Origin of the sequence: Steroidobacter sp., from assembly GCF_036402275.1 — a bacterium.
Taxonomy (GTDB): Bacteria; Pseudomonadota; Gammaproteobacteria; order Steroidobacterales; family Steroidobacteraceae; genus Steroidobacter.
This window is the reverse complement of record NZ_DASWTF010000037.1, coordinates 117,313-143,538: the sequence shown is the minus strand read 5'-3', so window position 1 is coordinate 143,538 and position 26,226 is coordinate 117,313. Positions and strand designations below refer to the sequence as shown.

The 26,226-nt window shown below is 62.3% G+C and carries 23 protein-coding genes; 9 read left to right on the top strand and 14 right to left on the bottom strand.

Features of this window, described 5'->3' with window-relative positions; all coding sequences use genetic code 11:
* Nucleotides 1–23 precede the first annotated feature (23 nt).
* Nucleotides 24–1,586 (top strand): sodium/sugar symporter, encoded by a 1,563-nt coding sequence (locus tag VGD45_RS24130; protein WP_331157927.1) that lies wholly within the window; start codon nucleotides 24–26, stop codon nucleotides 1,584–1,586.
* A 49-nt stretch (nucleotides 1,587–1,635) separates the two neighbouring features.
* Here VGD45_RS24130 and VGD45_RS24125 read toward each other — a convergent pair whose 3' ends face one another.
* A complete protein-coding gene (locus VGD45_RS24125) occupies nucleotides 1,636–2,595 on the bottom strand; it encodes a GlxA family transcriptional regulator (RefSeq protein WP_331157926.1) in 960 nt (319 codons plus the stop codon).
* A 181-nt stretch (nucleotides 2,596–2,776) separates the two neighbouring features.
* Between VGD45_RS24125 and VGD45_RS24120 the strand changes: the two genes are divergently transcribed.
* The 5 genes from VGD45_RS24120 (at nucleotide 2,777) to VGD45_RS24100 (ending at nucleotide 6,810) form a co-directional block, all read left to right on the top strand.
* Nucleotides 2,777–3,106, top strand: a complete 330-nt coding sequence (locus VGD45_RS24120; RefSeq protein WP_331157925.1) for a DUF3817 domain-containing protein — start codon at nucleotides 2,777–2,779, stop codon at nucleotides 3,104–3,106.
* Entirely contained in the window at nucleotides 3,103–3,519 is a 417-nt protein-coding gene (locus VGD45_RS24115; RefSeq protein WP_331157924.1) for a CopD family protein, read from the top strand. Before VGD45_RS24120 ends, VGD45_RS24115 begins: the two co-directional genes overlap by 4 nt.
* A gap of 119 nt (nucleotides 3,520–3,638) precedes the next feature.
* On the top strand, nucleotides 3,639–4,253 hold the full coding sequence (locus tag VGD45_RS24110) for a hypothetical protein (protein ID WP_331157923.1): 615 nt from the start codon (nucleotides 3,639–3,641) through the stop codon (nucleotides 4,251–4,253).
* Between the two features lie 157 nt (nucleotides 4,254–4,410).
* Nucleotides 4,411–5,544 (top strand): HPP family protein, encoded by a 1,134-nt coding sequence (locus VGD45_RS24105; protein ID WP_349263352.1) that lies wholly within the window; start codon nucleotides 4,411–4,413, stop codon nucleotides 5,542–5,544.
* Between the two features lie 69 nt (nucleotides 5,545–5,613).
* Nucleotides 5,614–6,810 (top strand): amino acid aminotransferase, encoded by a 1,197-nt coding sequence (locus VGD45_RS24100; RefSeq protein WP_331157921.1) that lies wholly within the window; start codon nucleotides 5,614–5,616, stop codon nucleotides 6,808–6,810.
* A 55-nt stretch (nucleotides 6,811–6,865) separates the two neighbouring features.
* On the opposite strand, the gene VGD45_RS24095 is transcribed toward VGD45_RS24100, so the two are convergent.
* From VGD45_RS24095 to VGD45_RS24085, 3 genes are all read right to left on the bottom strand, one after another.
* Entirely contained in the window at nucleotides 6,866–7,282 is a 417-nt protein-coding gene (locus VGD45_RS24095) for a biopolymer transporter ExbD (protein ID WP_331157920.1), read from the bottom strand.
* Between the two features lie 154 nt (nucleotides 7,283–7,436).
* The gene (locus VGD45_RS24090; protein ID WP_331157919.1) at nucleotides 7,437–8,285 is read right to left on the bottom strand and encodes a class I SAM-dependent methyltransferase; all 849 of its coding nucleotides are present in this window, start codon (nucleotides 8,283–8,285) and stop codon (nucleotides 7,437–7,439) included.
* A 222-nt stretch (nucleotides 8,286–8,507) separates the two neighbouring features.
* Complete coding sequence (locus tag VGD45_RS24085) at nucleotides 8,508–8,945, bottom strand: AraC family transcriptional regulator (protein ID WP_331157918.1); 438 nt, start codon at nucleotides 8,943–8,945, stop codon at nucleotides 8,508–8,510.
* A gap of 147 nt (nucleotides 8,946–9,092) precedes the next feature.
* Between VGD45_RS24085 and VGD45_RS24080 the strand changes: the two genes are divergently transcribed.
* Entirely contained in the window at nucleotides 9,093–9,530 is a 438-nt protein-coding gene (locus VGD45_RS24080; RefSeq protein WP_331157917.1) for a PaaI family thioesterase, read from the top strand.
* Here the strand turns inward: VGD45_RS24080 and bla are convergent.
* A complete protein-coding gene (gene bla / locus VGD45_RS24075; RefSeq protein ID WP_331157916.1) occupies nucleotides 9,527–10,423 on the bottom strand; it encodes a subclass B3 metallo-beta-lactamase in 897 nt (298 codons plus the stop codon). The two genes, VGD45_RS24080 and bla, sit on opposite strands and share 4 nt — an antisense overlap.
* A gap of 157 nt (nucleotides 10,424–10,580) precedes the next feature.
* Here bla and VGD45_RS24070 point away from each other — a divergent pair, with 157 nt between their 5' ends.
* Complete coding sequence (locus VGD45_RS24070) at nucleotides 10,581–11,759, top strand: acyltransferase (RefSeq protein WP_331157915.1); 1,179 nt, start codon at nucleotides 10,581–10,583, stop codon at nucleotides 11,757–11,759.
* A gap of 10 nt (nucleotides 11,760–11,769) precedes the next feature.
* Here VGD45_RS24070 and ligM read toward each other — a convergent pair whose 3' ends face one another.
* The 9 genes from ligM to VGD45_RS24025 form a co-directional block, all read right to left on the bottom strand.
* On the bottom strand, nucleotides 11,770–13,170 hold the full coding sequence (gene ligM / locus VGD45_RS24065; RefSeq protein WP_331157914.1) for a vanillate/3-O-methylgallate O-demethylase: 1,401 nt from the start codon (nucleotides 13,168–13,170) through the stop codon (nucleotides 11,770–11,772).
* Between the two features lie 24 nt (nucleotides 13,171–13,194).
* Nucleotides 13,195–14,490, bottom strand: a complete 1,296-nt coding sequence (locus VGD45_RS24060; protein ID WP_331157913.1) for a LysR family transcriptional regulator — start codon at nucleotides 14,488–14,490, stop codon at nucleotides 13,195–13,197.
* Nucleotides 14,490–16,613 (bottom strand): 3-hydroxyacyl-CoA dehydrogenase NAD-binding domain-containing protein, encoded by a 2,124-nt coding sequence (locus VGD45_RS24055; RefSeq protein ID WP_331157912.1) that lies wholly within the window; start codon nucleotides 16,611–16,613, stop codon nucleotides 14,490–14,492. Before VGD45_RS24055 ends, VGD45_RS24060 begins: the two co-directional genes overlap by 1 nt.
* A 22-nt stretch (nucleotides 16,614–16,635) precedes the next feature.
* A complete protein-coding gene (locus VGD45_RS24050; protein ID WP_331157911.1) occupies nucleotides 16,636–18,855 on the bottom strand; it encodes a TonB-dependent receptor in 2,220 nt (739 codons plus the stop codon).
* 131 nt (nucleotides 18,856–18,986) lie between these two features.
* On the bottom strand, nucleotides 18,987–20,318 hold the full coding sequence (locus VGD45_RS24045; RefSeq protein ID WP_331157910.1) for an MFS transporter: 1,332 nt from the start codon (nucleotides 20,316–20,318) through the stop codon (nucleotides 18,987–18,989).
* On the bottom strand, nucleotides 20,315–21,085 hold the full coding sequence (locus VGD45_RS24040) for an alpha/beta hydrolase (protein ID WP_331157909.1): 771 nt from the start codon (nucleotides 21,083–21,085) through the stop codon (nucleotides 20,315–20,317). Before VGD45_RS24040 ends, VGD45_RS24045 begins: the two co-directional genes overlap by 4 nt.
* On the bottom strand, nucleotides 21,082–22,896 hold the full coding sequence (locus VGD45_RS24035) for a feruloyl-CoA synthase (protein ID WP_331157908.1): 1,815 nt from the start codon (nucleotides 22,894–22,896) through the stop codon (nucleotides 21,082–21,084). Before VGD45_RS24035 ends, VGD45_RS24040 begins: the two co-directional genes overlap by 4 nt.
* A gap of 115 nt (nucleotides 22,897–23,011) precedes the next feature.
* On the bottom strand, nucleotides 23,012–23,926 hold the full coding sequence (locus tag VGD45_RS24030; protein ID WP_331157907.1) for a methylenetetrahydrofolate reductase: 915 nt from the start codon (nucleotides 23,924–23,926) through the stop codon (nucleotides 23,012–23,014).
* Between the two features lie 178 nt (nucleotides 23,927–24,104).
* Nucleotides 24,105–24,629 (bottom strand): methylated-DNA--[protein]-cysteine S-methyltransferase, encoded by a 525-nt coding sequence (locus VGD45_RS24025; RefSeq protein WP_331157906.1) that lies wholly within the window; start codon nucleotides 24,627–24,629, stop codon nucleotides 24,105–24,107.
* A 118-nt stretch (nucleotides 24,630–24,747) separates the two neighbouring features.
* On the opposite strand from VGD45_RS24025, the gene VGD45_RS24020 reads away from it, so the two are divergent.
* Nucleotides 24,748–26,226 carry an AlkA N-terminal domain-containing protein gene (locus VGD45_RS24020; RefSeq protein WP_331157905.1) on the top strand — a complete coding sequence of 493 codons (1,479 nt, stop codon included), beginning with the start codon at nucleotides 24,748–24,750 and terminating at the stop codon, nucleotides 26,224–26,226.

Sequence of the window (26,226 nt, the reverse complement as noted above, 5' to 3'; positions counted from 1 at the left end):
ACCACGGAAAGAGAACAACAGACATGCAGCTTGCCACGCTCGATCTAGTCATCATCGTCATCTACGCGATCGGCCTGTTCACCCTGGCGCAGTGGATCTCGCGCGAGCGCGAAGGGAAGGAAAAGGATTCCTCCGAATACTTCCTGGCCTCCAAGACCCTGCCCTGGTGGGCCATCGGCGCCTCGCTGATCGCCGCCAACATTTCCGCCGAGCAGATCGTCGGCATGTCGGGCTCGGGCTACGCCATCGGCCTCGCGATCGCCTCGTACGAGTGGATGGCGGCGCTGACGCTGATCATCGTCGGCAAATGGTTCCTGCCGATCTTCCTCAAGAACCAGATCTACACCATGCCGCAATTCCTCGAGCAGCGGTATGGCGCACGCATCCGCACACTCATGGCCATCTTCTGGCTGGGCCTGTATGTGTTCGTGAATCTCACGTCCATCATCTGGCTGGGATCGATCGCGATGGCCAAGGTCGCAGGCGTCGATCAGAACATCGCGCTCGTCGGCCTGGGCGTGTTCGCTCTGGTGTATCAGCTGCGCGGCGGTTTGCGAGCGGTGGCGATGACGGACATCGTGCAGGTGTCGCTGCTGGTGCTCGGTGGATTGATGGTGTCGTGGCTGACCCTGAATGAAATCAGTGGCGGTCACGGCGTAGCCGCCGGTTTTTCTACGCTGCTCGAACGCGCGCCAGGACACTTCCACATGATCCTCGACTCCATGCACCCCTATTACAAGGATCTGCCGGGCCTGTCGGTGCTGATCGGCGGCATGTGGATCGCCAATCTCAGCTACTGGGGCTTCAATCAGTACATCATTCAGCGCGCGCTGGCGGCCAAGAGCCTGGAGGAAGCGCAGAAAGGCGTGATTTTTGCGGCTTATCTGAAGCTGCTGATGCCCGTCATCATCGTGCTGCCCGGCATTGCCGCCGTGATCCTCGCACCGGAGCTGGCCAAGCCCGATGAGGCTTATCCGACCATGATGCGGCTGTTGCCGACGGGCATCGCGGGGCTCGTGTTCGCTGCGCTGATCGCCGCGATCATTGCTTCGACCGCTTCCAAGATCAATTCCATCGCCACCATCTTCACGCTGGATATCTATAACAAGATGGGTCAGCCCAAGCCCGAGGCGCAACTCGTGCGCGTCGGTCGCATCACCGCGGTGGTCTCGATTCTGATGGCGATCGTCACGGCGCGTCCGTTGCTCGGCAGTTTCGACCAGGCCTTCCAGTACATTCAGGAGTACACCGGCTTCTTCACACCGGGCATCGTCGTGATCTTCATGCTCGGTCTGTTCTGGAAGCGCGCCACCGAAGCCGGCGCGCTCGCCGCCACGGTCGGCTCGTTCGTGCTGTCCATCGCGCTCAAGGCGATGTGGCCGTCGCTGCCTTTCATGGATCGCATGGCCGTCGTGTTCCTGCTGGCGCTGGGCCTCGCCGTTCTGTTCTCGCTCATGCAGCCGGCCGCCGCAGGCTCCAATCGGGTCAACACCGGCGATGTGACCTACGGCACCTCGGCGAACTTCAACATGTGCTCGGTCGGCGTCATCGCGATCCTGACGGCGCTCTACACCGTCTGGTGGTGACCACCCGATTCAGTCGTGCGCGCTCGTCGTCGAGCGCCACGACTGCAGGCTAGTCCGCTCGCTTCCGAAATGCGTTTCGGTAGGCTCGTGGGGACGTTCCGACCACGCGAGCAAAGTGCTCCCTCAGCGATGTCGATGAGCTGAATCCGGCGCTCGCCGCCACGCGCTCGATGGAAAGATCCGTGGTCTCCAGCGCCTGCTGAGCACGTCTCACCTTTGCATACAAAATCCATTGCAGTGGACTGACGCCGAGCTGTTCGCGGAATCGGCGGCTCAGCGTTCTGATACTGACCTTCGCCTGCCCCGCCATGCCTTCGAGCGTGAGCGGTCGATCCAGACGTTTCTCGATCCATTGCAACAGCGGCTGCAGAGTGCTGGATGATTGCGGCGGCTCGTGCACGATGAATTGCGCTTGTCCTCCGGCGCGCTCCAGCGGCATCACGGCCAGCCGCGCGGCATCCGCCGCCACGGCGGTACCATGATCGCTTCTGATGAGATGCAGACAGAGGTCCAGACCGGCGGCCGCACCCGCGGAAGTCAAAACCCGTCCGTTGTCGACAAATAGGACATTCGGGTCCACGTTTACCGCGGGATAGCGGGCCGCCAGCAGTGGCGCGGCCAACCAGTGCGTCGTCGCGCTCAGTCCATCGAGCAAACCGCGCTCGGCCAGCACGAAAGCGCCGGTGCAAATCGAAGCAATCCTCGCACCCGCGGCTGCGGCCGCATCGAGTGCATCGAGCACTGGCTGCGGTATGGGCGCTGTCACGTCGTTCATCCCGGGCACGATCACCGTGTCCGCGCTGGCCAGGCGACTCAAATTCCATTTGACGTGAATATCGAATGCACCAGCTCGGATCCTGCGCTGGTGTCCGCAGACGAGCACTTCGTACGGCCGCCGTTCTGGCGGCACTCGGGCTCGCCCGAATACTTCGCAAGGTGTCGACAGATCGAAAGGCACGACACCGTGAAACGCCAAGACGGCGACCTTGTGTGACTCCCGCGTGGACATCGCATGCTCCGCAGCTCTTGCTGACTTCGAAGGCTCACCCGCACCCGTGGCCAGAATCCTTCGAAGGCTGTCATTCTAGCCGATGTCCTGCGCGACGGCGTTCGCTCATGATGAAGCCCACATCACACCCAGGACGAATCCCGGCTGCGCTGGCAGCTGGCGCAGGTTGTTCTACTAACGCATGACCACGGCATCCTCAGAGGCAGCACGCTCTCTGCGTCATCTGCAACTCGCTTCGATCTTCGAAGGCGGCACACTCCTGGCGTTACTCGCCGTGGCCGTGCCGCTCAAACATTTGGCCGGCATACCTCAGGTCGTCTCCGTGGCAGGGCCGGTGCACGGTCTGGCGTTCCTTGTTTATCTGTGGGTGACGATGAACGTCGGCGCCAGCTCCAACTGGAGCGGTCGAGAAGTCGCGCGACTGCTTGGAGCCGCCTTCATACCTTTTGGCTTCATATCGACGTTGCGCTTCATACAAAGACGAAAGGCGACGGGCCAAACGGCGCCATGACTTATCTGCTGATCAAGTCGTTGCATGTCTGGGCGATCATTCTCTGGATGGCCGGCGTGCTGGTTCAATCGTTGCTTCTGCGGCCGAGGCACGCCCCATCGGGCCCGGAGCAGCAAACGTTGCAACTACTGCGCCGCTGGGATCGACTGGCCACGGCGCCCGCCATGTTATTGGTCTGGATCACCGGTCTGTTGCTTGCCGCGCAGGGCGGTTGGTTCGGCAATCGCTGGCTATCCTTGAAACTGGTCATCGTGGTCGCGCTGTCCGCCATGCACGGCGTCCTCGCTGGACACATGCGCGCACTTTCGGAGTCACGATCACCGCGCGGCGCGCTGCAGCCGCAAATCCTCTTATTTTCTTTATTCACCATGATCGCGGCCATCGTCTCGCTGGTCATCGTAAAGCCCTTCTAATCGCCCCAGGAACTTCGGGCGGCCTGCTTCGTTCATCGCGAGCGAAGCCTGGAGTCTCCAATGTGAAAACGTCGACCTGGATTGCGTTGTGCGTGACGGCTTTCGGTACATGTACAGCGATGAGCGCCGCGGTCGCGCAGGACAGTCGCTGGAGCGTCGGCGTCACCGGCGGCACGCTTGGCGTCGGGCCGCAAGTGATGTTCCGGCCCAATGAGCATCTCGGGATCCGAGCTAACGCGGGCTTCCTGTCTGTGTCGCGCGACGAAGAAGTCGACGACATCGACTACGACGGCGATCTCGAGCTGAGCTCCTTCGGCGCCATGCTGGACTGGTACCCACTCGGCGGCGGCTTTCGAATTTCCGTGGGTGGACGGGCGAACAATAACGAGATCGGTCTGAAGGGCCAGCCGACGACGAACGTCACCATCGGCGATACGACTTACACGCCTCAACAAGTCGGCGCGCTGTCCGGCACCGTGACCACCGATGATTTCACACCGGCACTGACCCTCGGATACGGCGGTACGCTCGCCAAGGGCTTCACGTTCGGCGCGGAGATCGGCTTGCTTTGGCAAGGCGAACCGAGCATCGAGAACCTGCGCGGCACCGGCCTGCTCGCCAACGCATCACAATTCCAAGCCGACATCGAGCGCGAGGAACGACGCATCGAAGAGGAGCTCGATGACTACGAGCTCTGGCCCATTCTTCAGATCGAAGTGTCCTATCGGTTCTGAACCCACTGTCCGACGTGACGTGCAGCAGTGACAGGCCCCTGCTGCACTCGTATAGTGCGCGGCCGTTTGTCCCTCAGACTCGCCGGTACTTGTGCAGCCTCTCGATCCGACGCGTGTAGACGCGACCTCTCCCCGCTCGACCTGGCGCGATAGCTTTCTGACCTGGCTCAAGGGATTCCGGCCCGCCCCATTCGCGGTGAACGCCTCCGAGCGGTGGCGATCGGTCGTTGGCGCCCTGCTGGGCATCTTGATCACGGCCCTGTTGTGTCGACTCTTCGCCAGCGCCCCTGGCGTCGCATGGCTGATCGCGCCGCTCGGCGCCAGCGCCGTGCTCGCTTTTGTCGTGCCAGCGAGTCCGCTCGCTCAGCCGTGGTCCGTGGTTGGCGGCAACACGCTATCGGCCCTGATCGGTGTGTTGTCCGTCCAGCTGATCGACGATCCGGCCACCGCCGGCGCAGTCGCGGTCGGGGCGGCAATCGCGGCGATGTTCGCGCTTCGCTGTCTGCATCCGCCCGGCGGCGCCGTCGCGCTGCTGGCCACGCTCACTCACGCCAGCTCGTTCGAGTTCGTGCTGTTCCCAGTACTGCTCAACAGCCTGCTGCTGGTCATGGTCGCGATCGTTTACAACACCGCGACGGGCCGACCCTATCCTCATACCCAGGTGATCGAGCGCGACAACACACGCTCACGCAGCCGGTTCAGCTCAGAAGATCTGGATGCAGTCCTGAAACGCTACAACCAGGTGCTCGACGTGAGCCGGGATGAGCTGGAAAACATTCTGCACATGGCCGAAATGAACGCCATGGAGCGACGGCTCGGCGAACTACGTTGCGAAGACATCATGACTCGCAACGTCCACACCGTGGAGTACGGCGCCGATCTCGAGGACGCCTGGCAACTCATGCGCCGCCATCGCATCAAGGCGCTGCCCGTCGTGGACCGTCACCGCCGCATTCTAGGCATCATTTCGCTGGCGGATTTCATGCGGCACGCGGATCAGGAACGCAATGGCGCGATCCGCGAGCGGCTGAATCAACTGATCAAACGCAGCGGCAACTCACATACCACCAAGCCGGAAGCTGTCGGTCAGATCATGTGCTCCAAGGTGCGAGTGGTGAGCGCGGATCGATCGGTCGCGGAGCTGCTGCCGATTTTCACCGAGGACGGCCATCACCACATTCCGGTCATCGGCGAGGACAATCGCCTGGTCGGCATCATCACCGAGTCCGATTTCGTCCGCGCGCTCTACCGCTCGGGCGGCGGCCCCCGCGGGACCGGGCCGGTGGCTTAGCCGCCCGCCCCCGATTAAGATGTCGCCCCATTCCGGTGCGACCGCGCCGCCGACTTGACGGAGTCTCCCTTGTTCGAGAGTTTGCAAGCGCTTCCCGAGGACCCGATCCTGGGTTTGATGGCGGCCTTCCGCGCCGACACGGCATCCCGAAAAATCGACCTCGGCGTCGGTGTTTACAAGGATGAGCACGGCAAAACGCCGGTGCTGGCCGCGGTCCGCGCCGCCGAGCAGGCAGTACTCGCCGATCAGCAGACCAAGACCTACGTGGGTCCTGCGGGCAATGAGCAATTCAACGCCCTGATGACGGAGCTCATCCTCGGCAATAAACACACTGCTCTGACCAGCCGCCGCGTCCGTGCGGTGCAGGCCCCGGGAGGCTGCGGAGCGCTGCGCTTGGGTGCGGAGTTGCTGATCGCGACGGGCTCGCGCCCCACCGTTCATGTGAGCGATCCGACCTGGGCGAATCACGTGCCGCTGTTGAGCAACGCGGGCCTGAAACTGGAGCCCTATCCCTATTTCGATGCGCGCACTGGCACGGTCCGCTTCGATGCCATGCTGGAGCGACTCAATGCGCTGCCCGCGGGCGATGTCGTGCTACTGCACGGCTGCTGTCACAACCCGACCGGCGCCGACTTGTCGCTCGATCAGTGGCGCAAGGTGGCGGACGTCGTGCTGGCACGTCGCCTCATTCCATATGTCGATATCGCCTACCAGGGCCTCGGTGAAGGCATCGAAGCCGATGCCGAAGGCGCGCGTTTGATCGCCGCGACCGTGCCCGAAGCGCTCGTGGCGGTGTCGTGCTCGAAGAACTTCGGCCTGTATCGCGAACGAGTCGGTTTGTTGATGGTGCTCACGGAGACCGAGACTCAGGCCACCGCTTCCGCCAGCCATCTTCGCAAAATCGCTCGCGGGATTTATTCCATGCCGCCCGATCACGGCGCGGCGATCGTCGCCCGCATTTTGAGCGACGCCAAATTGAACGCCGATTGGCGCAACGAGCTGGACGCCATGCGCAATCGCATGCTCAAGCTGCGCCACACGTTCGCGGCGGCACTGTCGAAGACTTGTAACGCCGAAGTCGGCAATGCGATCGACAAACAGCGCGGCATGTTCTCGATGCTGCCGCTGAAGCCCGAGGCCGTCGACACCCTGCGCGAGCAGAATCACATTTATATGACTCGCGACGGTCGCATCAACATTGCTGGCATCAGCCTGGAATCGATCGACTATCTCGCCGAAGCCGTCGGCTCCGTGTTCGGTCGCTGATCCTGCCTATCGCCCTGCGCTCCTCGTGTTCGAGGAGCGCAGCGCCGATCTCACATCAATCCAGATATTGTTCCTGCCCGGCAAAGCCGATGCGCTGAATGCCGCTGCGCTGAGCCATCCCGAGCACGTGGGCGACGTGATCGTATTTCGCGCGCTTGTCGGGACGGACGTGCAATTCGGGTTGTTCGGACTTGGCGGCCTCGGCGCGGAAGTACTGTTCCAGCTGCGCCAGACTCTCGACGGTCGTGCCGTTCCAAACGATCGCGCCGTCGTAATCGATAATCAGATTGATCGCCTCGCGCTTGGTGTCGGGTCCGGGCCTCGTGGGCAGGTCCAGATTGATGTTGTTCGTCATCACCGGCAGCGTGATGATGAACATAATCAGCAGCACCAGCATGACGTCGATCAGCGGCGTGGTATTCATATCGACCATCGGTTCGCCGCTGCCGCTCGCAGAAACACTCATCGCCATGGACGTAACTCCTTCTTTGAGAGCTATCGACTAAAGCCGAGGGTTCGTTGTCTGCCTCGACGGTAGCGCAACAAACGATGGCGTCAAGCTCAGTACAAGCCACTCACGGCGGCGCTGAACTTTCAAACGTACTGCGTGTCTCTAATTGTTCTCACTATCTGCATGCTGCCTTCACCAGCCAGCAGGCCATGGTGAATCGCGCCATTCCGTTCTGAATGTATGACCCGAATGCCTCGTGCACCACTTTCGTGACACGGGCGCGAGTTCCTTCATCCGCTTCTCTCAGCGCAACGCCGACCGGGCCCAGCTTGGTGACATAGGCGAGCAAGTCTTTCTCGGCAATAACGCCCTGCACATCCACCGGGCTCACGGTGATGTCATTCCAGCCGCTGCGATCCAGGATCTGTCGGACACGATCGCCGTCCGCGAACGCGAATTGGCCCGGCGCTGCTGGATCCGGCGTTGGCAGATTAGACAGGATTGGCTCGGCGGCTCGACGCGCCGTGGTCATGAATGGATTCTCGGCGGGACTGCGCCAGGCGACGAAGGCGAGCTTCCCGGAGTTTGTAACAGCGCGACGAATGTTGGCGAACGCTGCCTCGGAGTCATCGAAGAACATGACGCCGAATCGCGAGATCACCGCATCGAAGCTGCTTGGTTCGAAGGCGTAGGTTTGTGCATCCGCCTGGATGAACGTCGCCGTGCTGATTTGCTTGGCAGCGGCGCTCGCAGTCGCGGCTGTGAGCAATGGCCCGGAGATATCGACGCCGACACATCGGCCAGTCGGACCAAGACGCTTGGCCATAGCGAGCGTCGTGGATCCAGCGCCGCAGCCGATATCGAGCACGCGGCCGCCCTCTCCTGGGAACCCTTCATCGACGACCAGCGCCCCAAACGGTTCGAGCAGCTGGTCCAGCACTCCTTGCAGTTCGACCCAACTCCGCCCCGACGCTTCATTCCATAGCGCGACCTGATCCCGATTCGCTCCGCCCGTGCTGCTCATGTCCGGCCTCCATCGGCGTACTGTCGACGCCAAGGTTGGACTTTACAAGCTCAAGTCGACTTGAGGTCAAGTCGTCCTGCGGCTCGCCGCGAAACGAAGGGATCGGGTCGCTCGCGGGAAACGATTGTTCCAGCGCCGAGTCGAGCCACTCGTCCAGCCGCTCTTTGTTGACAGATTTGTGACTAAGGGCGTCCATCTGGATTCCTCCAAAGACATCGAACCCTACGCTTCCGTTGAAATGTCTCCTAGAACCGACGTGCTGCATGAACCCGTTCCCCGCAGGAACTCGCTGGGCGACATGCCTTCGATGCGCCGAAACGTTTTCGAGAAATGGCTTTGATCGCAGAAGCCCAGCACCGCGGCCACACTGGAAATCGAGGGCGCATCGCTCAGGAGCATGGCCTTGCTGCGCTCGATACGCTGGCGCATCAGGTACTCCATCGGGCTGTGCCCGGTGGCGATCCGAAACATGCGCGCGAAATGAAACCGGCTCACGCCCGCTTCGGCCGCTAGCGACTGGAGCGAGAAGCGCTCGCCCAGATTGGCCTCCATGAAAGCAAGCGCGCGTTTGAGCGGGCCGCGAGCGAGGCCATAGGCCTTCGATGCGTGCACGACACGCTGGGATTCGGTCGGTTCGGTGGGGTTGGCGTCGGTACTCATGATCTCTCCACGACAGCACGGTCGCTTGCGACCGGCCCGGGCAGACTAGCCCGGCGCGTCGTGGAGAGCCCGTTAGGAGCTGTAACTTTGTGTGAAACGTTGTAAGTGCTTGTAGACTTGGCCGCGCTCCCCTCAGGGATGACGTTCATGACGCTTTGGACTCGAACCTACACCCCCGCCGAGCTCGACCAGATGCAAGGCGCGTCGGCCGCGGGCATCCTCGGCATGTCGTTCACCGCCATCGGTCCGAACTGGGTGAAGGCTAAGCTGCCCCTGAATGCCAAGACCATCGACGAGCACGGCAACGTGCATGGCGGAGCACTGTCGATTCTTGCCGAGACCGTGGGTAGCACGGCCGCGACCATGGCCATCGACACGACCGTGAGCCACGTCGTCGGTCAGACGCTCAGCGTCTACCACGCGCATCGATCATCGTCCGGCCCGATGGTCGCCCGGTGCCACAATGTTTCGATCAACGAGCGCTCGCACGTGTGGCGCATCGACATTCATGACACGGATCATCACCTGGTCAGCTTCGCCGTGCTGACCATGGCCATCATCCAGGGAGCCGTCCCGCCCCGTTAGGATGATTTCTTCGGCGGGTTACGCTCTTGCTCCAGGCGCTTGTCGAAGTACTTCCTGGCGTCTGCGGCCTGACGCTTGCAGGTCGAGGGATCGATCAATCGATTGCGATCGCCTTTGCCCTGTGCGTCGAAAATCGTCCACAGGTTGGTTCGCTCGGGATGGGCTCCGATCATGATGTCGCATGGGGTAGCGGCGATGGCGTCCATGCTGGCGAGCAGGTCCGCCTTGGCAGTCGGATAACGCGGATCGCCGCTGAACTTGAACGAGTCGTCCGACACGGCCGTCAAGCTGTCGCCGTAGACCATATTCAAGCAACGCCCCGCCTCGCATGACTGCCAGCGCCACGATGTGCCGCCCGGCGTGTGGCCTGGCGTATGGATCACACTCAGACGCAGGCCGCCGACCTCGATCGACGGTCGTGATTCCAAGGGTTCTACATTGCTCGCACCGGGATAGCGCATCTCGATCTCGGCCTGCGGATCGCTGGGATCGAGCTTGCCGGTGCGCAACGCGTTCGCCGCCTTGTCGCTGGCGATCACCTTGGCGCCGCTCAGCTTCTGCAGCTCGGCGATGCCGCCGGCATGATCGTAATGCACGTGTGAATTCAGGATGACTTTCACATCCGTCATCTTGAAGCCGAGTTGCTCCACATGCTGGGCGATCAGCGGCGCGGACTGAGGCAAAGCGCCATCGATGAGCACGTGTCCGCCCGCCGTGGTGATCAACACCGAGCTCAGGCCGCGCGTGCCCACGTAATAGGTGTTGCCATAAATCTGAAATGGCGCTTGATCGCGATTCCATTCGTCACACCGCGAACAATCGATCGACGCCGCTCCCGCGGTTTGACCCAACGACAGCAACGACGCGACCCACAGTACCCGGCGACCCTGCATGACGTTCCTCCAAATGCCGGCAGCATAGCCGTGCGGTTTGCGGAACATCATGATCAATTGTGGCAAGCTTGCAGGAGGCCGACTGTAAGCGAACTGCGACAGGCCGACGAACACACCTCATGTGTGCATACTGTCACGTTTTCCCGTACCGCTGCGAATGAAAGTTCAAGAAGCTCAATACGTTCCGGGACTGGACCTGCTGCGATTCTTCGCCGCCTGCATCGTGATGATTTTCCATCTCGTGTTCTGGTCGTGGGCGTTCCCCGGCGGCCAGGTCGCGATCGCCTCGCACGGCGTGGCGAATTTCCAGAACTGGACTGCGTTCGCGCCGTTCGGCTGGGCCGGCGTGCAGATCTTTTTCGTGATCTCCGGGTTCGTCATCGTCGTCTCGGCGGAGCGAAGCAACCCGTTTAAGTTCTTCGTGAGTCGGTTCACGCGACTGGTGCCGGCGGTGTGGGTGTGCGCGACCATCACGTTGCTCGCCTGGATTCTCATCGACGCCGGCACCCGTCCGCTTTCGCTGTTCGCCATGTACGTGCGCAGCGTCGCGTTCTTCCCGAAAGGCGCATGGATCGACAGCGTCTACTGGACGCTGGGCGTCGAGATCTGCTTTTACCTGTTGGTCTTCGTGCTCTTGATGGCCGAGCGGCGGCGCTGGATTCAACCCATCATGTGCGGCATTGGACTTGCGAGCACGCTGTTCTGGGTCGGCTTCACCCTCGCCGCGACCGATAGAAACAGCGCCGCGTTCGAGCTGTTCAGTCAGGTGCAATGGTCCCGGCTGTCGCAGCTGAGCTTGCTCCAGCACGGCGTGTTCTTTGCCTTCGGCGTATTGCTCTGGTCCCTCCGCTCGAAGCAGCCGTCGCGTGGCCTGACGACATGGCTGGTGCTGTTCGCCGTCGGCGGCTGTTTGCAGATCGCGGGCGAGAATGCATTGAAGCTGGAGAAGACGGGCTTCGAGTTTTCGCCGCTCATTCCGTGCGCGATCTGGCTCGGCGCCATGGCGTTCTTCTGGCTCGCCGTATCGAACAACTCACGGGTCCAGCAGTTGCCGCTGTGGTGCTTGCAGCTGTTGCGCCGGCTCGGATTGATGACCTACCCGCTCTACCTGTTGCACAACGTGACCGGCGGCGCACTGATGGGCGCGTTCGTCGACTGGGGCGCATCGACGCCCAGCGCTCTCTGCATGGCAGTGGCGGTAGTGATGCTACTGAGCTGGTGGATCTCCAAAGTGCCCGAACCGGCCCTCCAGAAATCCACCCGGGCGCTGTTCGATGCCCTGCAAGCCCGCTGGCAAGCGTCCGGCCGCCGTGTTGGAGCGCGCGACACAGGTTGACGATCGATCGTTACGCCTGCCGCGTGCGCCAGCCCTGGTGATAGCCCTCGCGCGCATCTTTGGCGTAAGGCGTGGGCGCAACTTTCACGCGAACTTCCGTTTGCGTGTGACGCTCGACGGTGGATTTGTCCGTCCCGCCGTTCTCCTCACCCCACAGCAGGGTCAGCACCTCGCCAATCTGGACATCCGGGTCAACCACGCCGAGTGACAGCACGCGCCGCTCGTTGAAGCTGCAGCCGCCGAACATCGAATAGCCCACCACCCTGCCGCCTTTCAGCACGGCGTCATACGACGAAGAGCCGTAGTTGAAGTTGGGAATATCCATATACTTATAGTTCGGCAGCGCCGGGTCGAACAAAGAGTGATAGATGCGCGCGACATCTTCCGCATTCCACTCGAACGTCACTTTCTTTCGCTGCGGCTGGTGAGCGAGCTTCTCCAGCGCGTCGCGACCGATGAACTCGTGATCGAATTTCACGAACGGGCCGTAGCCCAGCGCGTGAGGCGTGAGATAGTAGTCTTCGATGTTGCCCGAGACGAAGCTGCCACCGATAGACCCCGTCGCCTCGTAACCGGTCGCCGGCAACCATTCGCGGTACGGACGCATCTTCTCGCCGCTGTACACAGCGGGCAGCGGCGAAGGAATCCAACCCGACTCCAGCGTGTTGGTCGAGTACGCGCGCGCTCCCACTTGCACCAGACCGAACTCCGCGCCGGCCGCCAGGATGATCTCCCGAATCTCGTCATATTGTTCGTAAGGTCCCCAGATCTCCAAGCCCGGCTCGCCCGCCATGCCATGCCGCAGACAGCGCACCGGACGGCCGCCGATGTTGATGCGATCCATGGTGAAGAACTTCACGTCCGGCAACGGCCCGCCGTTGAGCTTGGCGAGAAGCTGCGCCGCCTTCGGGCCTTGGATTTGATAACGGTAATGTCGCCGCGTGACCGGCTTGCCGCGGGGGTGCGACGGCGAGCGATCGTCACGAATGACATCCACCTTGTAGCCACCCGTTTCGGCATGAAACTGGATCCAGTTCACCGTGGGCGCACGGCCGACGAACAGCAGCTCATCGCGATCGAGATAGAACAGGATGCCGTCGCCGATCACGTAGCCGTCGTAGCTGCAGGGGACCATCTGCTTGGCGCGATCGGGCTGGAAATTGGCGAAGCTGTTGATGGTGAGATACGAGCAGAGCTTGAGTGCATCGGGGCCTTTGACGGTAATCTCGGCCATGTGATGCGACTGATCGAACAGCACCGCCGTTTCGCGCCAGCCGCGTTGCTCGTCGCGCCAGTTGGTGAACTCGTTGGGCACCACGGGGTACACGTAAGCGCCGATCTTCGAGTTGCGAAGCATGCGCACCGCGTTGCCCGCCTCTTTCAACACTGCTTCCAGGTTCTTGGCCGTCATCGCTTCGCTCTCCGCACGTGAGTACTAAGTCGCGTTCTTCATCTCGTCGCCGACCGCTCGCAAATGGCGCATCAGCGCGTCCAGGCCGACGGAACGTTTGGCGTCGGCTCGGGTCGTGATGCCGATCGGGCGCTCGCTGCCGCGCATGTCGATGGGCAACACCGACAACATGCCGTGCAGCTCTTCGTAGTGAATCTGGTTGCGCGACAGGATGGAGAGCCGATCGCTCTCGATCAGCAAGGCGCGCAAGGCGACCAGGGCGTTGGATTCGATCGCGTTCTTCGGTAACGGCAGGCCCGCGGCATGCATGACCTGCTCGAACGCCTTGCGCGAAGGCGCACCCTTGTACGGCAGCACCCATTGGGAGTCGATCACGTCGGCCAATCGCAATGACTTGGCCGCGGCAAAGGGATGATCCTTGCGTCCGACCACCGACAGCAGATCCTCGAACAGTTTTTCCTGCACGATGTCGCTGCAGGGAATGGGATAACGCAGCACGCCGACCAGCAGGTCGACATCGCCACAGCGCAGGCTGTCCAGCAACGATTCGTAGGTTCCTTCGAGGATCGTCACCAGCAGATCCGGATATTCTTCTTTCAAGCGCGTGACGGCTCGTGGCACCAGCAACGTGCTCGCCAGCGGCAACGCGCCGACCACGATGCGACCCGTGATGTTGCCGAGCTGCGCGGCGATATCGTCGCGAGCCAGTTGCCACTCGTGGAGCATCAGCTTGGTCCGTCGCACCATCACTTCGCCAGCACGCGTCAGAAGCATGCCGCGCGCCGTGCGCAGAAACAGATCGGCCTCGACGATGCGTTCCATCTCGCGCAATGCCTGGGTCACTGACGGTTGCGATACATCCAGCTCCACGGCTGCCGCTGTCTCGGTCTGATGCTTTTCGATCGCGACCAGCACGCGTAAGTGTCGATGAGTGACCTTGGCGCCGATGCTGGCGGCAGACCGACGCGACAGGCCCATTTCAGCCAGCTCATGTTCGGCGTGCGTGAGTTGCGCGAGCGCGCGCTGAGTTCGCTCGACGAGGATTGAGCCAACGGCCGTCGCGACCATTCCTTTCGCTGTGCGCTCGAAGAGGTCGAGCCCGAGCGACTGCTCGAACTCATGAATCGCACGCGTCACTGCCGGCTGCGTTACATGCAAAATGGACGCGGCCTTGTGCACCGACCCGCCTTGCGATACCGCGACCAGCGCTCGCAGCTGGCGCATGTTCATTTCCAAGCGAGCCGGCAGTGCGCGGGCGGGCGTCACGCGTTCACGCGTCGCATTCGGATGCAGCAGGATCGAGGCCGTTCGCTCTGGCATCAGGTTGCGTCCTTGCGTTCGCTCTCCCACTGTGCGAACGACTCACCTTGTCGCGCCAGTCGCTCGATGAGCGCCGCTGGCGTCCAATAGTCGTCGCCCAGTCGCAAACGATAGTACTCGATGCGCTGGCGCACGTGCGCCAGCCCGAGCGTATCGGCATAAAACATCGGCCCACCCACGTGGCGGGGAAATCCATAGCCTTGCACCCAGACCACGTCGATGTCCGCGGCTCGCAAGGCGATGCCTGCATCGAGGACCTGCGCTCCCACGTTGATCAACTGAAGCATGCAGCGTTCGACGATCTCTGCCGGCTCGATGCGCCGACGTTTGATGCCCCGGTCCGCGGCAAGCTTCTCGATGAGGTTGGTCACGGCCTCATCCGGCAGCGCCTTGCGATTGCCTGGCTCATAGCGATAGAAGCCCGCGTTGGTCTTCTGCCCGAGGCGATTCTGAGCCGTCAGCGCATCGGCGATCACGAAGTAAGGATCGGGACGCGACTCGCGCTTGAACAATTCGATGCGCGTCTTGGTGCCGACATCCGTTCCGCCGAGATCGTTGACCCGCGCCGGGCCCATCGCGAATCCAAACGATTCCATCGCACTGTCGACCTGCTCAGGCGTCGCACCTTCCAGCATCAACAACTCGGCCTCGCGCCAGTAGCCGTCCAGCATCATCTTGTTACCGATGAATCCGAAGGCATCACCCGCCACGACACCGATCTTGCGCAACAACTTCGCAACCGCAAGCGCCTGGTTCAGCGAGGCGGCATCGGTCGCGGACGTGCGCACGATCTCGAGCAGCCGCATGACATGCGCAGGGCTGAAGAAATGCAGGCCGACCACGCGCTGCGGATCGCGACATACGCTCGCCAGCGCGGCAATGGATAACGTGGAGGTGTTCGATGAAATCAATGTGGAAGCCGGCGTCAGCGCCGCGACTTGCGCGAGGATCCGCTGTTTCAGTGCCAGGTCTTCGAACACCGCTTCGATGACCACGTCGGCGTTGGCCGCGGACTTCAGATCGAGAGAGTCAGTGATGCGAGCACGGCGTCGCGCCGCCTCCTCTGCTGTCATCCGCCCTCGCGACACACTCGAATCGTAGTTCGACGCGATCAGTGAGAACCCGCGCTCCAATGCTTCGGCAGTCGAATCGATCAGAGTAACTGCGACCCCTGCATCGGCGCAGGCGGTGGCGATGCCACTGCCCATGGTTCCCGCGCCGATGATCGCCACATGCTTGATGGGTGTCTTTGGCGCGTCGGCGGGCAATCCAGGCACTCGTGACGCTTGCCGTTCGGCAAAGAACAGATGCCTCAGCGCCCTGCTCTCCGTTGTCGTGAGCGAGTAGTCGGCAAGCCGCCGTTCCATGACGAGCCCGGCGTCGAAGTTCGGTTGTGCGGCGGCTGAGACGGCTTCGATGATCAGCTGCTGAGTCGAGCGACCCTTCAGCGCCCGCGCATGTTTTTCGAGAACGGCTGCGACGCCGGGAGGATTGAAGCCGGTGACATCGACGGATCGATCTCGCGTCGGCCGCGGGCCTGCGCCCCGCTCGATCAATTGTTCGCAGAACTGCTGCGCTCCTTGCAGCAGGTCGCCTTCGATCAGTGCATCGACCAGGGCGAGGTGTCGGGCTGTCGTTGCGTCCACTGGCGTGCCGCCGACGATCATATCGAACGCCGCCAACGCTCCGATGATTCGCGGCAGTCGTTGCGTGCCGCCGGCGCCTGGAATCACACCCAACGTGATCTCGGGCAAGCCGAGCTTTGCATCTTTCGCCGCCACTCGATAGTGACATGCAAGCGCCAGCTCCAGGCCGCCGCCAAGCGCCGTTCCGTGCATCGCTGCGACGACAGGTTTGTTAGCAGCCTCGATCGCTGCGAACACCTCCTGCAGCGTCGGCTCGCTCATCGGCGCATCGAACTCGGTGATATCGGCGCCTGCGGAAAAAGTCCTGCCTGCGCAAGCGATGACGATGGCCTGTACAGCGTCGTCCGCAAGTGCAACCTGCAGAGCTTGTGCGAGGCCCGTGCGCACCGCCGCGCCGAGCACGTTCACTGGCGGATAACCGATCAGCAGGAAGCCGACGTGATGCTTGCGGTGATAGCCGACGGCCCCAGACTGCATCGAATCCCCTCGTACTACTTATCTAGAACTTATAGCCCACCGTCGCGCCATACGTGCGTGGTGGCAGATACGTACCAGTGATGGTGCGCGCGGTCGACGTGACGTACACGCCCGACACGACCATCTCGTCCGACAGATTCTTCCCCCAGAGGTTGAGCGTGAGCTTGCCGCCAGGCGCGGTGTAGAGCAAGTTGGCGTCGTACAGGGTGTAGTCGTCCTGACCGGTGATCTCGTCGTTGAACTCGGTGTAGTACTGCTTGTCGCGGGCTGCGGCCGCCGCGGTCAAGGCCAGCGACGCGCCACTGGTGAGTGGCCACTCGTACGTCGCGGACAACTCGGCCGTCCAATCCGGCGTGTTACGCGGACTGTTGCCGGCAAGATCCTCCGGCGGCAGGCTCGACCCGCCCGGCCCGAACAGCGCCGGATTGATCGGGTTCTGCGACAGGAACCGATCGAAGCGGATGTGATAGTAGGTGCCGGTGAGCGACAGCCGGAACCGGTCGGTCGCGAGCCAACTGGTCTCCAACTCCATGCCGCGGCCGTCGGTCGTGGCGGCGTTCTCGAGGCGCGCTGCATAGAACGGTGGCACAGTGATGGCGTAAGTGCGGTCGTACTGCGCATCCTCGACCTTGTACTTGAACGCGGCGAGATTCAGCAGCAACGTGTCGCGCAGCAGGCGACTCTTGATGCCCGCTTCGTAATTTTCGATGGTTTCGGGATTCACCAGGTTCGGCACGCGCTCGCCGAGATTGGCCGTGCCGCTCTTGAAGCCCTCCGAGTACGTCGCATACAACATGATGTCCGCATTCGGCCGCAGCTCTATGCCGATTTCTGGCGAGAAGTCCGAGTAGTCGCGCGACGCGCGCCGGACAGGATCGAACACCGCCGCCGGATCCACCGGGCTGGCGACACCGAAGTGATTCTCCACCGTTCGCTCTTCGGCGCTGTAACGCGCGCCCGCCTTCAACGAGAACAGATCGTTGAACGCATAGGTGAAGTTGGCGAACACCGCCCATGCGTCTACGTCGAGCGTCGCCGGCACGACCACGCGTGAGCGCTCGGGGAAATTGACTGGATCCCGGCCGAGCAGCACCAGACTGTCGATGCTCTCTTGCAAGTAATAGGCGGCGGCGATGCCGCGCAGCTTGTTGCCTTCGTAGATGAACTGCAGTTCCTCCGAGAACTGCTCGTCCCCGATGGCCTGCAGTTGCATGGTCGAGGTCGCGGCCGGCGGGAATCCGCCATTGACCGTGTCCGAAACATCGAAGTCCTGCACCAGCTGATCGTCGAACTCTCGATAGTTGGTCAGCGACTTCAACGAAACGCTATCGCTGAGTTGCCAGGTGAGCGTGGCGGTGCTCGACCAGGTCTCGCTTTCGAACGATGGCCGGAAATCTCCGCCTACATTGCGCGAGTTCACCAGCACGTTCGGCAACCCGAGTGCCCGCAGATTTGGCTGCGGAGGCACAGGAAACATCGGCGCGATGAAGTGCACCGACTTGCTGTGATCGTCTTCCTTGGCGTATTCCCCGCTCAACAGCAGATCGACGTCCTCGCTGAACTTGAACTGCAGATGCGCGCGCGTCGCGATCACGTTCAAGTCGTCGATGTCCTTGCCGGAGCCGGTGTGGATGCCGTAACCGTCATGGTGCTGATAGTGAACGGCGACGCGGCCTAACGTTGAATCGGTCAGCGGCCCGCTGAGCGCCGAGTCCAGCCCGTAGCTCAAGTCACTGCCGCCGATGGACAGATTGGTGTAGCCGCTGAAGTTCTGCGTCGGCTTGGCCGTGATGAGATTGATGGAGCCGCCGGTGGCGTTGCGCCCGTACAGAGTTCCCTGCGGTCCGCGCAGAGCTTCCACGCGCTCCAGATCGAACAGCGATGCGAACTGCGCCGACGCCTGCGCGACGACAGCGCCGTCGACGTGCAGAGCGACGGAAGGATCGATGCCGGCGAACGAACTGTTCAGGCCGACGCCGCGGATGAACAGCTTCGCGAAGCTGAAATCGTTGCCGAAAGTCACGCCCGGCACGCGGGTCTGCAGATCTTCGATGCTCTTGATATTACCGCGGAGCAGATCTTCGGCGCCGACTGCAGTGACGGCCACGCTCACGTCCTGCAACGATTGTTCGCGCTTTTGCGCGGTGACGATGACTTCTTCCAACTCGGCCGTGTAGGCCGTCGGCACGGACAGCGTCAATGTCAATGCCACCATCGTCGGGTAACGCTTGAATGACAACACCACAGCCCCCTGTCGTGTCAGAGATATAGTTTTATCTTCTCAGCGGGTCCTCGGCATCGAAGTATGGAACCGGCCGCTCGGCGGGAACCAATACCGTTCATGCCGCAAGCGATACGAATTGCTGATAGCGCTCACGAACCCCGAGCAGCCGCCCGTGACGGCGCGGCGAGCATCGATCCCTGCAACAACCAGATAGCCAATCCGGCGAGCGCCGCGCCGAGCGCCATGATGCCGGCCACACTGGGCCGACTGGTCCCCGCCGCCATCAACCAGCCGCCCAACATCGGCCCGAGCATGCCGCCGAAGCGTCCTAAACCAATCGCCAGCCCGGTGCCGGTGGCGCGCACATGCGTAGGAAACACGCGCACGAACGTCGCGTAAAAGCCAACGGCAGACGAGTACAGGAAGAATCCGAGCACGAAGGCGACCGCCCTGAGCGCCACCAGATCCGGTTCCGTGCGTCCAAACAGAGTCAGTGCAAGCGCCGTCGCAATCATCGCCCCGCTCGCGAGCGCCTTCAGGCCGACATGCCGGGCCAGATAGCCGAGCAGCGCGCCGCCGATGATGCCGCCCAGGTTGGTCCATACGGACACTTCAGCGCCGACGCTCGGTGTGAACCCCAGAGCAGCGACGATCGATGGAATCCAGCCCAACGCGTAATAACAAGTCAGCATGTATAAGAAGTACGCGGTGCATATCAGCACCGTGCGCGATGCGAGCGTGCTATCGAATGCCTTCCACACGCTGATGTGCTCTTGTCGCGCGCGGAACGGCATTTCCACGATCGGGGCGCGGTTCATGCGTCGAAAGATCGCGTTGATCCGATCCAATGCATCGGGGGACCGCTTGAACACCAGGAATTCGATGGACTCCGGCAGGCGCCACCAGACCACCGCCAGGATGAAAATAGAAACGACGCCGCCGAAAATGAACACGGCCCGCCAGTCGAAATGCGCCAGCAGCAAGGCCGCCGCCATCCCGCCGAGCATGCCGCCGAGTGGATAGCCGATGGTCATGAGACTCACGCAGAAATCCCGGCGCGCATCGTTGGAATATTCCGCCACCATCGCATTGATCGACGCGAGCATTCCACCGATGCCGATTCCGGTGATCACTCGCCATACTGCCAACGCCATGACGCTGTCCGCCGTCGCAGAGAGCAACATCCCAAGCGTCATCAGGATGAGGCAGAGCAGAATGATCGGGCGGCGGCCGCGCGTGTCCGCGAGCGGCGCGATCAACAACGAGCCGACCGACATTCCCACCAGGCCGATCGAGATCACGACGCCGAGCCCGCCGGGTCCCAGCCCCCATTCCCGCATGGTTCCAGGGCCGGCGAAGGTGATCGCGAGGATGTCGAACCCGTCCAACGCGTTCAGCGCCACGCAGATCGCGACCGCCACGATCTGGAATGCGCTCATCGGCTCGCGGCGCAGTTGGACGCTGGGATCCAGCTGAGTCATTTGGCTCGCCCATCCGTGTCGATCGCCATGCGCCGCTCACTGCCCACCGTGGCCTCCTCCTCGTTGAGCCATTCAGCCAGCGCCGCTGTCACGGCCGCCGGTTGTTCCAGGGTGCTCATGTGACCGCATTCCTCGATGACACGCAATCGCGCGCCGCGGATGATCGCGGTCATCTGCAGATGTTGTGACAAACTGCTCCAGCTGTCCTGCCGGCCGCACAATACGAGCACCGGACATTCGAGTGCGAGCAACTGAGGACTCGCATCGGGACGGGCCAGCAGCGCACGGATCTGGGCGGCAAAAATGTCCGGCGTCTTGCGCTCGATCATGGCGACGATGGCTTCGAACACCGGCGTGTCGATGCGGCTCGGATGCACCATGCCACTCGCCCACTGCCGGCCCATGGTTCGCATGCCGTGCTGAAAGGCGGTGTCCAACAATGCCAGGCGCGAGGCCCGCTCTTCCTCACCCTGCGCTCCTGCCTGCCGCGGCAGCCAACCTGTGTCGAGCAAAGCGAGGCGCTGAACACGATGGGGCGCGAGCCGGAACACTTCGAGGGCGACCCGTCCGCCCATGGAATGACCCGCCAATGCGAACTGCTCTGCGGGCGCATCTCGCAAGATGGCTGCGGCCATGTCCGTCAGCGAATCTAATGAGCCATGATTTGCCACCCACACTTGCACGTGAGACGACAGCGCACGGCGCTGCTCTGACCACACGAATTCATCGCAAAGCAGGCCTGGCACCAGAACCAGCGTGGCAGTCATGACAACGTCACCACGCTGGAATTTGCGCCGGGCGAATACAACAGCTCGACCGCGGCTTGCCGGCGTTGAATGACGGCCCGCTGATTGATCGTGCCTTTATCGGTGATCTCGCCCGCGACCACCGATGGCGGTCGATCCAGGATCATTGCGCGCACGATACGTTGCGAGCCGCCGCCAGCGCGCTTCGCCAGCCGCTCCAGCAGGTCTCGCAGCCATGCCTGCACATCGGCCGCAGACATCCGATCGGCGACGGCGCTGAGAAACACCAACATTCCCAACTCATCGCGATCGTGTCCGACGAACACGACATCGTGCAGATACGGCGCGCCGGCAGCGAGCACGGCAGCTCGCATTGCGCCGACGTTCACCCAAGTGCCGCTGGACAGTTTGAAGTCCTCGGCGATGCGACCGTCGAAGCGCAGCCCCAACTCAGGATGCGCAGGATCGATGAACGTCGCCGCGTCACCGCTGCAAAAATAACCTTGGTCGTCGAAGGCTTGGGCGTTCAGCTCCGGCTGTCGCCAGTAGCCCGGTGTGATGCTCGGGCCGCGATAGCGAACTTCGAGCTTGTCACCGACGGGCTCGAGCTTCACTTCCACTCCGGGCGCCGGCAGGCCGATGACTCCGGCCTGCCAGGCTGGAACATGAGCGGAGATGGCGAACGGCGCGGTCTCCGTCATTCCCAAGCCCATGGTCATCGGGGTCTTGGTCCCGCGCACCTGCATCGACATTTCATCGACGGCGTCCTGCACCGGGCGCGGTAAAGCCGCGCCGGCGGGAAATATCAGACGCAGTCGGCTGAAGAAACGTTCGCGGAAGGACGCGTCCTGACGCATTTCCTCGATGAGCATTTCCAGTCCCTTCGGGACCGTGTAGTAAACCGTCGGCGCGACTTCTCGAAGGTTCGCGACGGTTTGCGCAATGCCGGCCGGGGTGGGTTTGCCTGCGTCGATATAGAGTGTTCCGCCATTCGCGAGCACGGTGCCCATGTTGGCGTTGCCACCTGCGGTGTGATGCCACGGCAGCCAGTCGACCAGTACCGGCGGTTCTTCTTCGAGAAATGGATAGCACTGGGCGTACATCCGCTGATTGCACGAGAGCATGCGATGCGTGTTGATCACCGCCTTCGGCATTCGTGTCGAACCGGACGTGAACAGGAACTTAGCGATGCTGTCGCCTGTCACGGCCTGGTGAGCACGCTCGACGCCCGGGCTGTTCTCCCCCAACAGCGATTCGAACGCTGTGTGCGGACGAGAAGAGAACCACCCTTGCAACGTCACGACTTCAGTTTGCGCGGGCACGGCTTGGTTGATGGCCGTTTCAAATGCGCGAGCGTCCTCCGCATACACCAGGCCCGGCGTCAGCAGCGAAACTGCGTGACCCACTCGTGAGGTTTCGGGGTCGAGCAGCGAATACGCAGGCGAGATCGGTGCGACGGGCACGCCGATGTGCATGGCTGCGAAGGTGAGCAAGGCGTGCTCGATGCTGTTGCCGGACAGAATCATGAGCGGACGTTCGTCGCTCAATCCACGCTGCAGCAGTGCGGTCGCGATGCGCTGGACTTGGTTATAAGCCGCGGCGTACGTGAGTTTGCGCCATTCGTCGTTCGCGTCACGCTGGGCTAGCCATATAGCATTCGGCCGTCGATTCGCCCAACGAGTGAGATATTCCGTGAAGCGTTCCGGGTAATCCCCCAGCGGCTGGAGAGACTGCAGAATCCAACAGCCATCGGGACGGTGTTCGGCTGCGCCAGCGTATGGGCCCAGAGTCAGTGCTCTGCTATTGCCACTGCTGGTCGCGAGGATGGTCAAGGAATGCGCCCGTCAATGTCTCATTGCTCTCCGGGCAGGAATTATTGAGACGCTGGCAGCGGGCGTGCCAATGCCGTTGGGCGGTCGAGCGATAAACTTTGCTGATAGCGTTGCGTCAGACCACGAAGCCGCGCTGATCGTCGAGCTTGAAATTGCCCTCGCTTACGCGCTTCAGCCATTCACAGGTGCGAAGGAAACCGCCGAAGCAGAACAGGTGGACGCCGTCGAACAGCCCTTCTTGATTTGCTCGTGCGTCGGCCAGATCGAGCATTACGTGCTCGGGGCCGTGGTCGCCGATCAGCTTTACCAGGGACGATGGTCTCGCGCCCAGCGCGCGAATGGATGGGCCTACTCCGCAGCGAATCGCGTATCTAAATAACGTCGCAATACTCGCCGGCCCGGCCAGCCCGGCCACGAGCCGCGCTCTCACACCGTCGGCCCGCAACTCGCGGGCCCAGTCGAGGAAGGGCTGCGCTTCGAAGAAGAACTGAGTCAGGAATGTCGTTTCCAGCCCCGCTTCCTGCGCGAGCTGCGCCTTCTCGCGCTCCGCCCTTCTGATTTCGGCCACCGCGACTCTCGGATGTCCTTCCGGATGGCCCGCAAGTGATATCCGCCGCAGGCCGTTCGCACCGAGCGTGCCGGTTCGTAACACATCGGCAACTGTCGAATACGGACCCGCCGGGTGCGGATAATCGCCGGCGATCAGCAGTACCTCTCGTACACCCGACTCGTTTACCGCCTTCGCCAGAAACTCATCTAGCGTCCGCTCGTTTTCCAGCAGCCGAACCGGCACATGCGGCACCGACTCGAACCCCGCCTCCGCAACCTCACGGCACGCCTCTAACGTTTGCCGCCATGTTTGCTTGGGAAGATGGCTGACATACACCTTCTTGCCGGGCGGCAAGAACTTCCGACTCGCATCGAGATCGCGCACGTCTTGCACATTCATCTCGATGGAGCACTCACGCGCCAGCTGCGCGATCGCCGCAGGATCGATCTGCACCGCCGGTTTTACGTGTCGTTGTGTCATCCGCGCTCGTTCCCAATGAGGCAACGCCATGGTCGGAGGCTTTGTCACATCGGGCAAGGGGATGCGCTGTATTTTCTGTATTCGCTAAACGGATACGGCTCATCACCGCAGCCGCCTCTCTCCGCGACCTGGGCTGCCACAGCGAAGCTGTAGGCAGCGCCACCGACGCCTCTTATTGCTAGGCCGCGAGTGTCTCTTCGCGACGCTCGTGTGAAAGCAACTTTGCCTTTGTTTCGAGGCCACCCGCAAAACCTGTGAGCTTTCCATTCGACCCCAACACTCGATGACACGGAGCGATGATCGAAAGCGGGTTCCGACCATTCGCGGCGCCGACGGCGCGGACTGCGGAGGGGCAGCCGATCTGTCGGGCGATTTGCGAGTATGAGCGAGTTTCTCCAAAGGGAATCGTGAGCAACGCGTTCCAGACGCGGCGCTGAAACTCCGTGCCACGGAAATCCAGCGGCAAGTCGAATACTTCGCGATGGCCGGCGAAGTACTCCCGGAGCTGACGTTCGGCCTCGATCAACACGGGATGGTCGTCACATTCGACGACATCGCCCAGAGGCACGCGACGAGGATCGTCGTTCCCCCACAGAATGGCAGTCAGACCGCGCTCGGTGGCGACGAGTTTGAGTAGCCCGACGGGCGAGTCGATGACCTTGCCGACGTAGCGTTGCATGAGAGCGTTGGGTAGCTTTGGCATGCGGCCATACTAGCCGGATCCGGCCCTGGCGCTGGCCATTTTCGGACGCCATCCTGCCGGCAGGGTGATGTCCGAAAACGGCTATCGGAGCGCCGCCCAGCGCCCTATAGTTCCCGCCATGGCACAGGATCACAAGACCTTATACCGAGCGCTCTCAGCTCGCGACCGGCGTTTCGACGGCGTGTTCTATGTCGGCGTGACATCCACCGGCATCTATTGCCGTCCCATCTGCAGCGTGCGGACGCCAAAGCAGGCGAACTGCCTGTTCTTCGACAGCGCGCAGGAAGCAGAACAGGCTCGCTTCCGCCCGTGCCTGCGTTGCCGGCCGGAGCTGGCGCCCGGCAATGCCCCCGTGGATGACTCCCAGCGAATCGCGCAGCTCATCGTCGAACGACTCGAAGACGGATCGATCAGCAACGACTCGGGCCTGGAAGCAATCGCCGACCAGTTCCAGCTGAGCTCGCGACAGATTCGCCGCATCGTTCACAAGGAACTGGGCGTCGCGCCCGTGCAGTTACTGCTGACTCGCCGTCTGCTGCTAGCCAAGCGGTTGCTCACCGAGACATCCCTGCCCGTGACCGAGATCGCCTTCGCCAGCGGCTTCTCCAGCCTCAGACGTTTCAACGACGCGTTCAATTCACGTTATGGCCTCGCCCCCTCGCGCCTGCGCAAGAAGCCCAACAGCGCGAACGGTGCAGAAACACGCGGCGACACCTCGACATTACAACTCGCCTATCGCCCACCCTATGACTGGAAAGGCGTGCTCGACTTCCTGGCCGGTCGCGAGCTCAAAGGCGTCGAGTGGGTGACGGACGATTTCTACGCCCGCACCGTCCAGCTGGGAACGGCGAAGGGTTGGATCCGCGTGTTCCAAGGCAAGCAACAGAACACCTTGAGCCTCGAGTTCAGTCACACCCTGACAAACGTCCTGCCCACGCTGCTAACGCGCGTGCGCGCCCTGTTCGATCTGAACGCGCGCATGGACGTCATCTCTCGCCACTTGAGCAAAGATCCACGCTTGGCGCCGCTCGTAAAGCGCACCGCTGGCATCCGCGTGCCGGGCGCCTTCAACGGCTTCGAACTGGGCCTGCGCGCCATCCTCGGTCAGCAAGTCACAGTGAAGGCGGCGACCACGCTCGGCTGCAGATTCGTCGAAGCGTTCGGCGAGCCCATCGCGACACCCTACCCAGAGCTCCACCGCCTCACCCCCGCCCCAGCTCGGGTGGCGACCGCGACCATCGACGATATCTCCAAGCTGGGCATCGTGAGCATGCGTTCACGCAGCATAATCGCGCTGGCGCAAGCGCAGGTTTCCGGCGCGTTGGCGCTCGACGGCGGTGTGATCTACAAACCTGAAGACGCGATAAGGCAGCTCGCCGAACTGCCCGGCATCGGCCCATGGACGGCGCACTACGTCGCCATGCGCGCCTTCAGCTGGCCCGACGCCTTTCCGAAGGAAGACATCGCCATTCGCAACGCGCTCGGCCGCGTTTCCGCGAAAGAAGCCGAAGCGCTGTCACAAAGCTGGCGTCCCTGGCGGAGCTACGCAGTGATGCATCTGTGGCGCTCGCTCGGCATGAAAGAAGAGCCGGCCTAG

Bases quoted from the DNA above. Each gene is read 5' to 3' on its own strand.
- VGD45_RS24130 (WP_331157927.1), top strand. From the start codon at position 24: ATGCAGCTTGCCACGCTCGATCTAGTCATCATCGTCATCTACGCGATC.
- VGD45_RS24125 (WP_331157926.1), bottom strand. From the start codon at position 2,595: ATGTCCACGCGGGAGTCACACAAGGTCGCCGTCTTGGCGTTTCACGGT.
- VGD45_RS24120 (WP_331157925.1), top strand. From the start codon at position 2,777: ATGACCACGGCATCCTCAGAGGCAGCACGCTCTCTGCGTCATCTGCAA.
- VGD45_RS24115 (WP_331157924.1), top strand. From the start codon at position 3,103: ATGACTTATCTGCTGATCAAGTCGTTGCATGTCTGGGCGATCATTCTC.
- VGD45_RS24110 (WP_331157923.1), top strand. From the start codon at position 3,639: ATGAGCGCCGCGGTCGCGCAGGACAGTCGCTGGAGCGTCGGCGTCACC.
- VGD45_RS24095 (WP_331157920.1), bottom strand. From the start codon at position 7,282: ATGGCGATGAGTGTTTCTGCGAGCGGCAGCGGCGAACCGATGGTCGAT.
- VGD45_RS24090 (WP_331157919.1), bottom strand. From the start codon at position 8,285: ATGAGCAGCACGGGCGGAGCGAATCGGGATCAGGTCGCGCTATGGAAT.
- VGD45_RS24085 (WP_331157918.1), bottom strand. From the start codon at position 8,945: ATGAGTACCGACGCCAACCCCACCGAACCGACCGAATCCCAGCGTGTC.
- VGD45_RS24080 (WP_331157917.1), top strand. From the start codon at position 9,093: ATGACGCTTTGGACTCGAACCTACACCCCCGCCGAGCTCGACCAGATG.
- bla (WP_331157916.1), bottom strand. From the start codon at position 10,423: ATGCAGGGTCGCCGGGTACTGTGGGTCGCGTCGTTGCTGTCGTTGGGT.
- VGD45_RS24070 (WP_331157915.1), top strand. From the start codon at position 10,581: ATGAAAGTTCAAGAAGCTCAATACGTTCCGGGACTGGACCTGCTGCGA.
- ligM (WP_331157914.1), bottom strand. From the start codon at position 13,170: ATGACGGCCAAGAACCTGGAAGCAGTGTTGAAAGAGGCGGGCAACGCG.
- VGD45_RS24060 (WP_331157913.1), bottom strand. From the start codon at position 14,490: ATGCCAGAGCGAACGGCCTCGATCCTGCTGCATCCGAATGCGACGCGT.
- VGD45_RS24055 (WP_331157912.1), bottom strand. From the start codon at position 16,613: ATGCAGTCTGGGGCCGTCGGCTATCACCGCAAGCATCACGTCGGCTTC.
- VGD45_RS24045 (WP_331157910.1), bottom strand. From the start codon at position 20,318: ATGACTCAGCTGGATCCCAGCGTCCAACTGCGCCGCGAGCCGATGAGC.
- VGD45_RS24040 (WP_331157909.1), bottom strand. From the start codon at position 21,085: ATGACTGCCACGCTGGTTCTGGTGCCAGGCCTGCTTTGCGATGAATTC.
- VGD45_RS24030 (WP_331157907.1), bottom strand. From the start codon at position 23,926: ATGACACAACGACACGTAAAACCGGCGGTGCAGATCGATCCTGCGGCG.
- VGD45_RS24025 (WP_331157906.1), bottom strand. From the start codon at position 24,629: ATGCCAAAGCTACCCAACGCTCTCATGCAACGCTACGTCGGCAAGGTC.
- VGD45_RS24020 (WP_331157905.1), top strand. From the start codon at position 24,748: ATGGCACAGGATCACAAGACCTTATACCGAGCGCTCTCAGCTCGCGAC.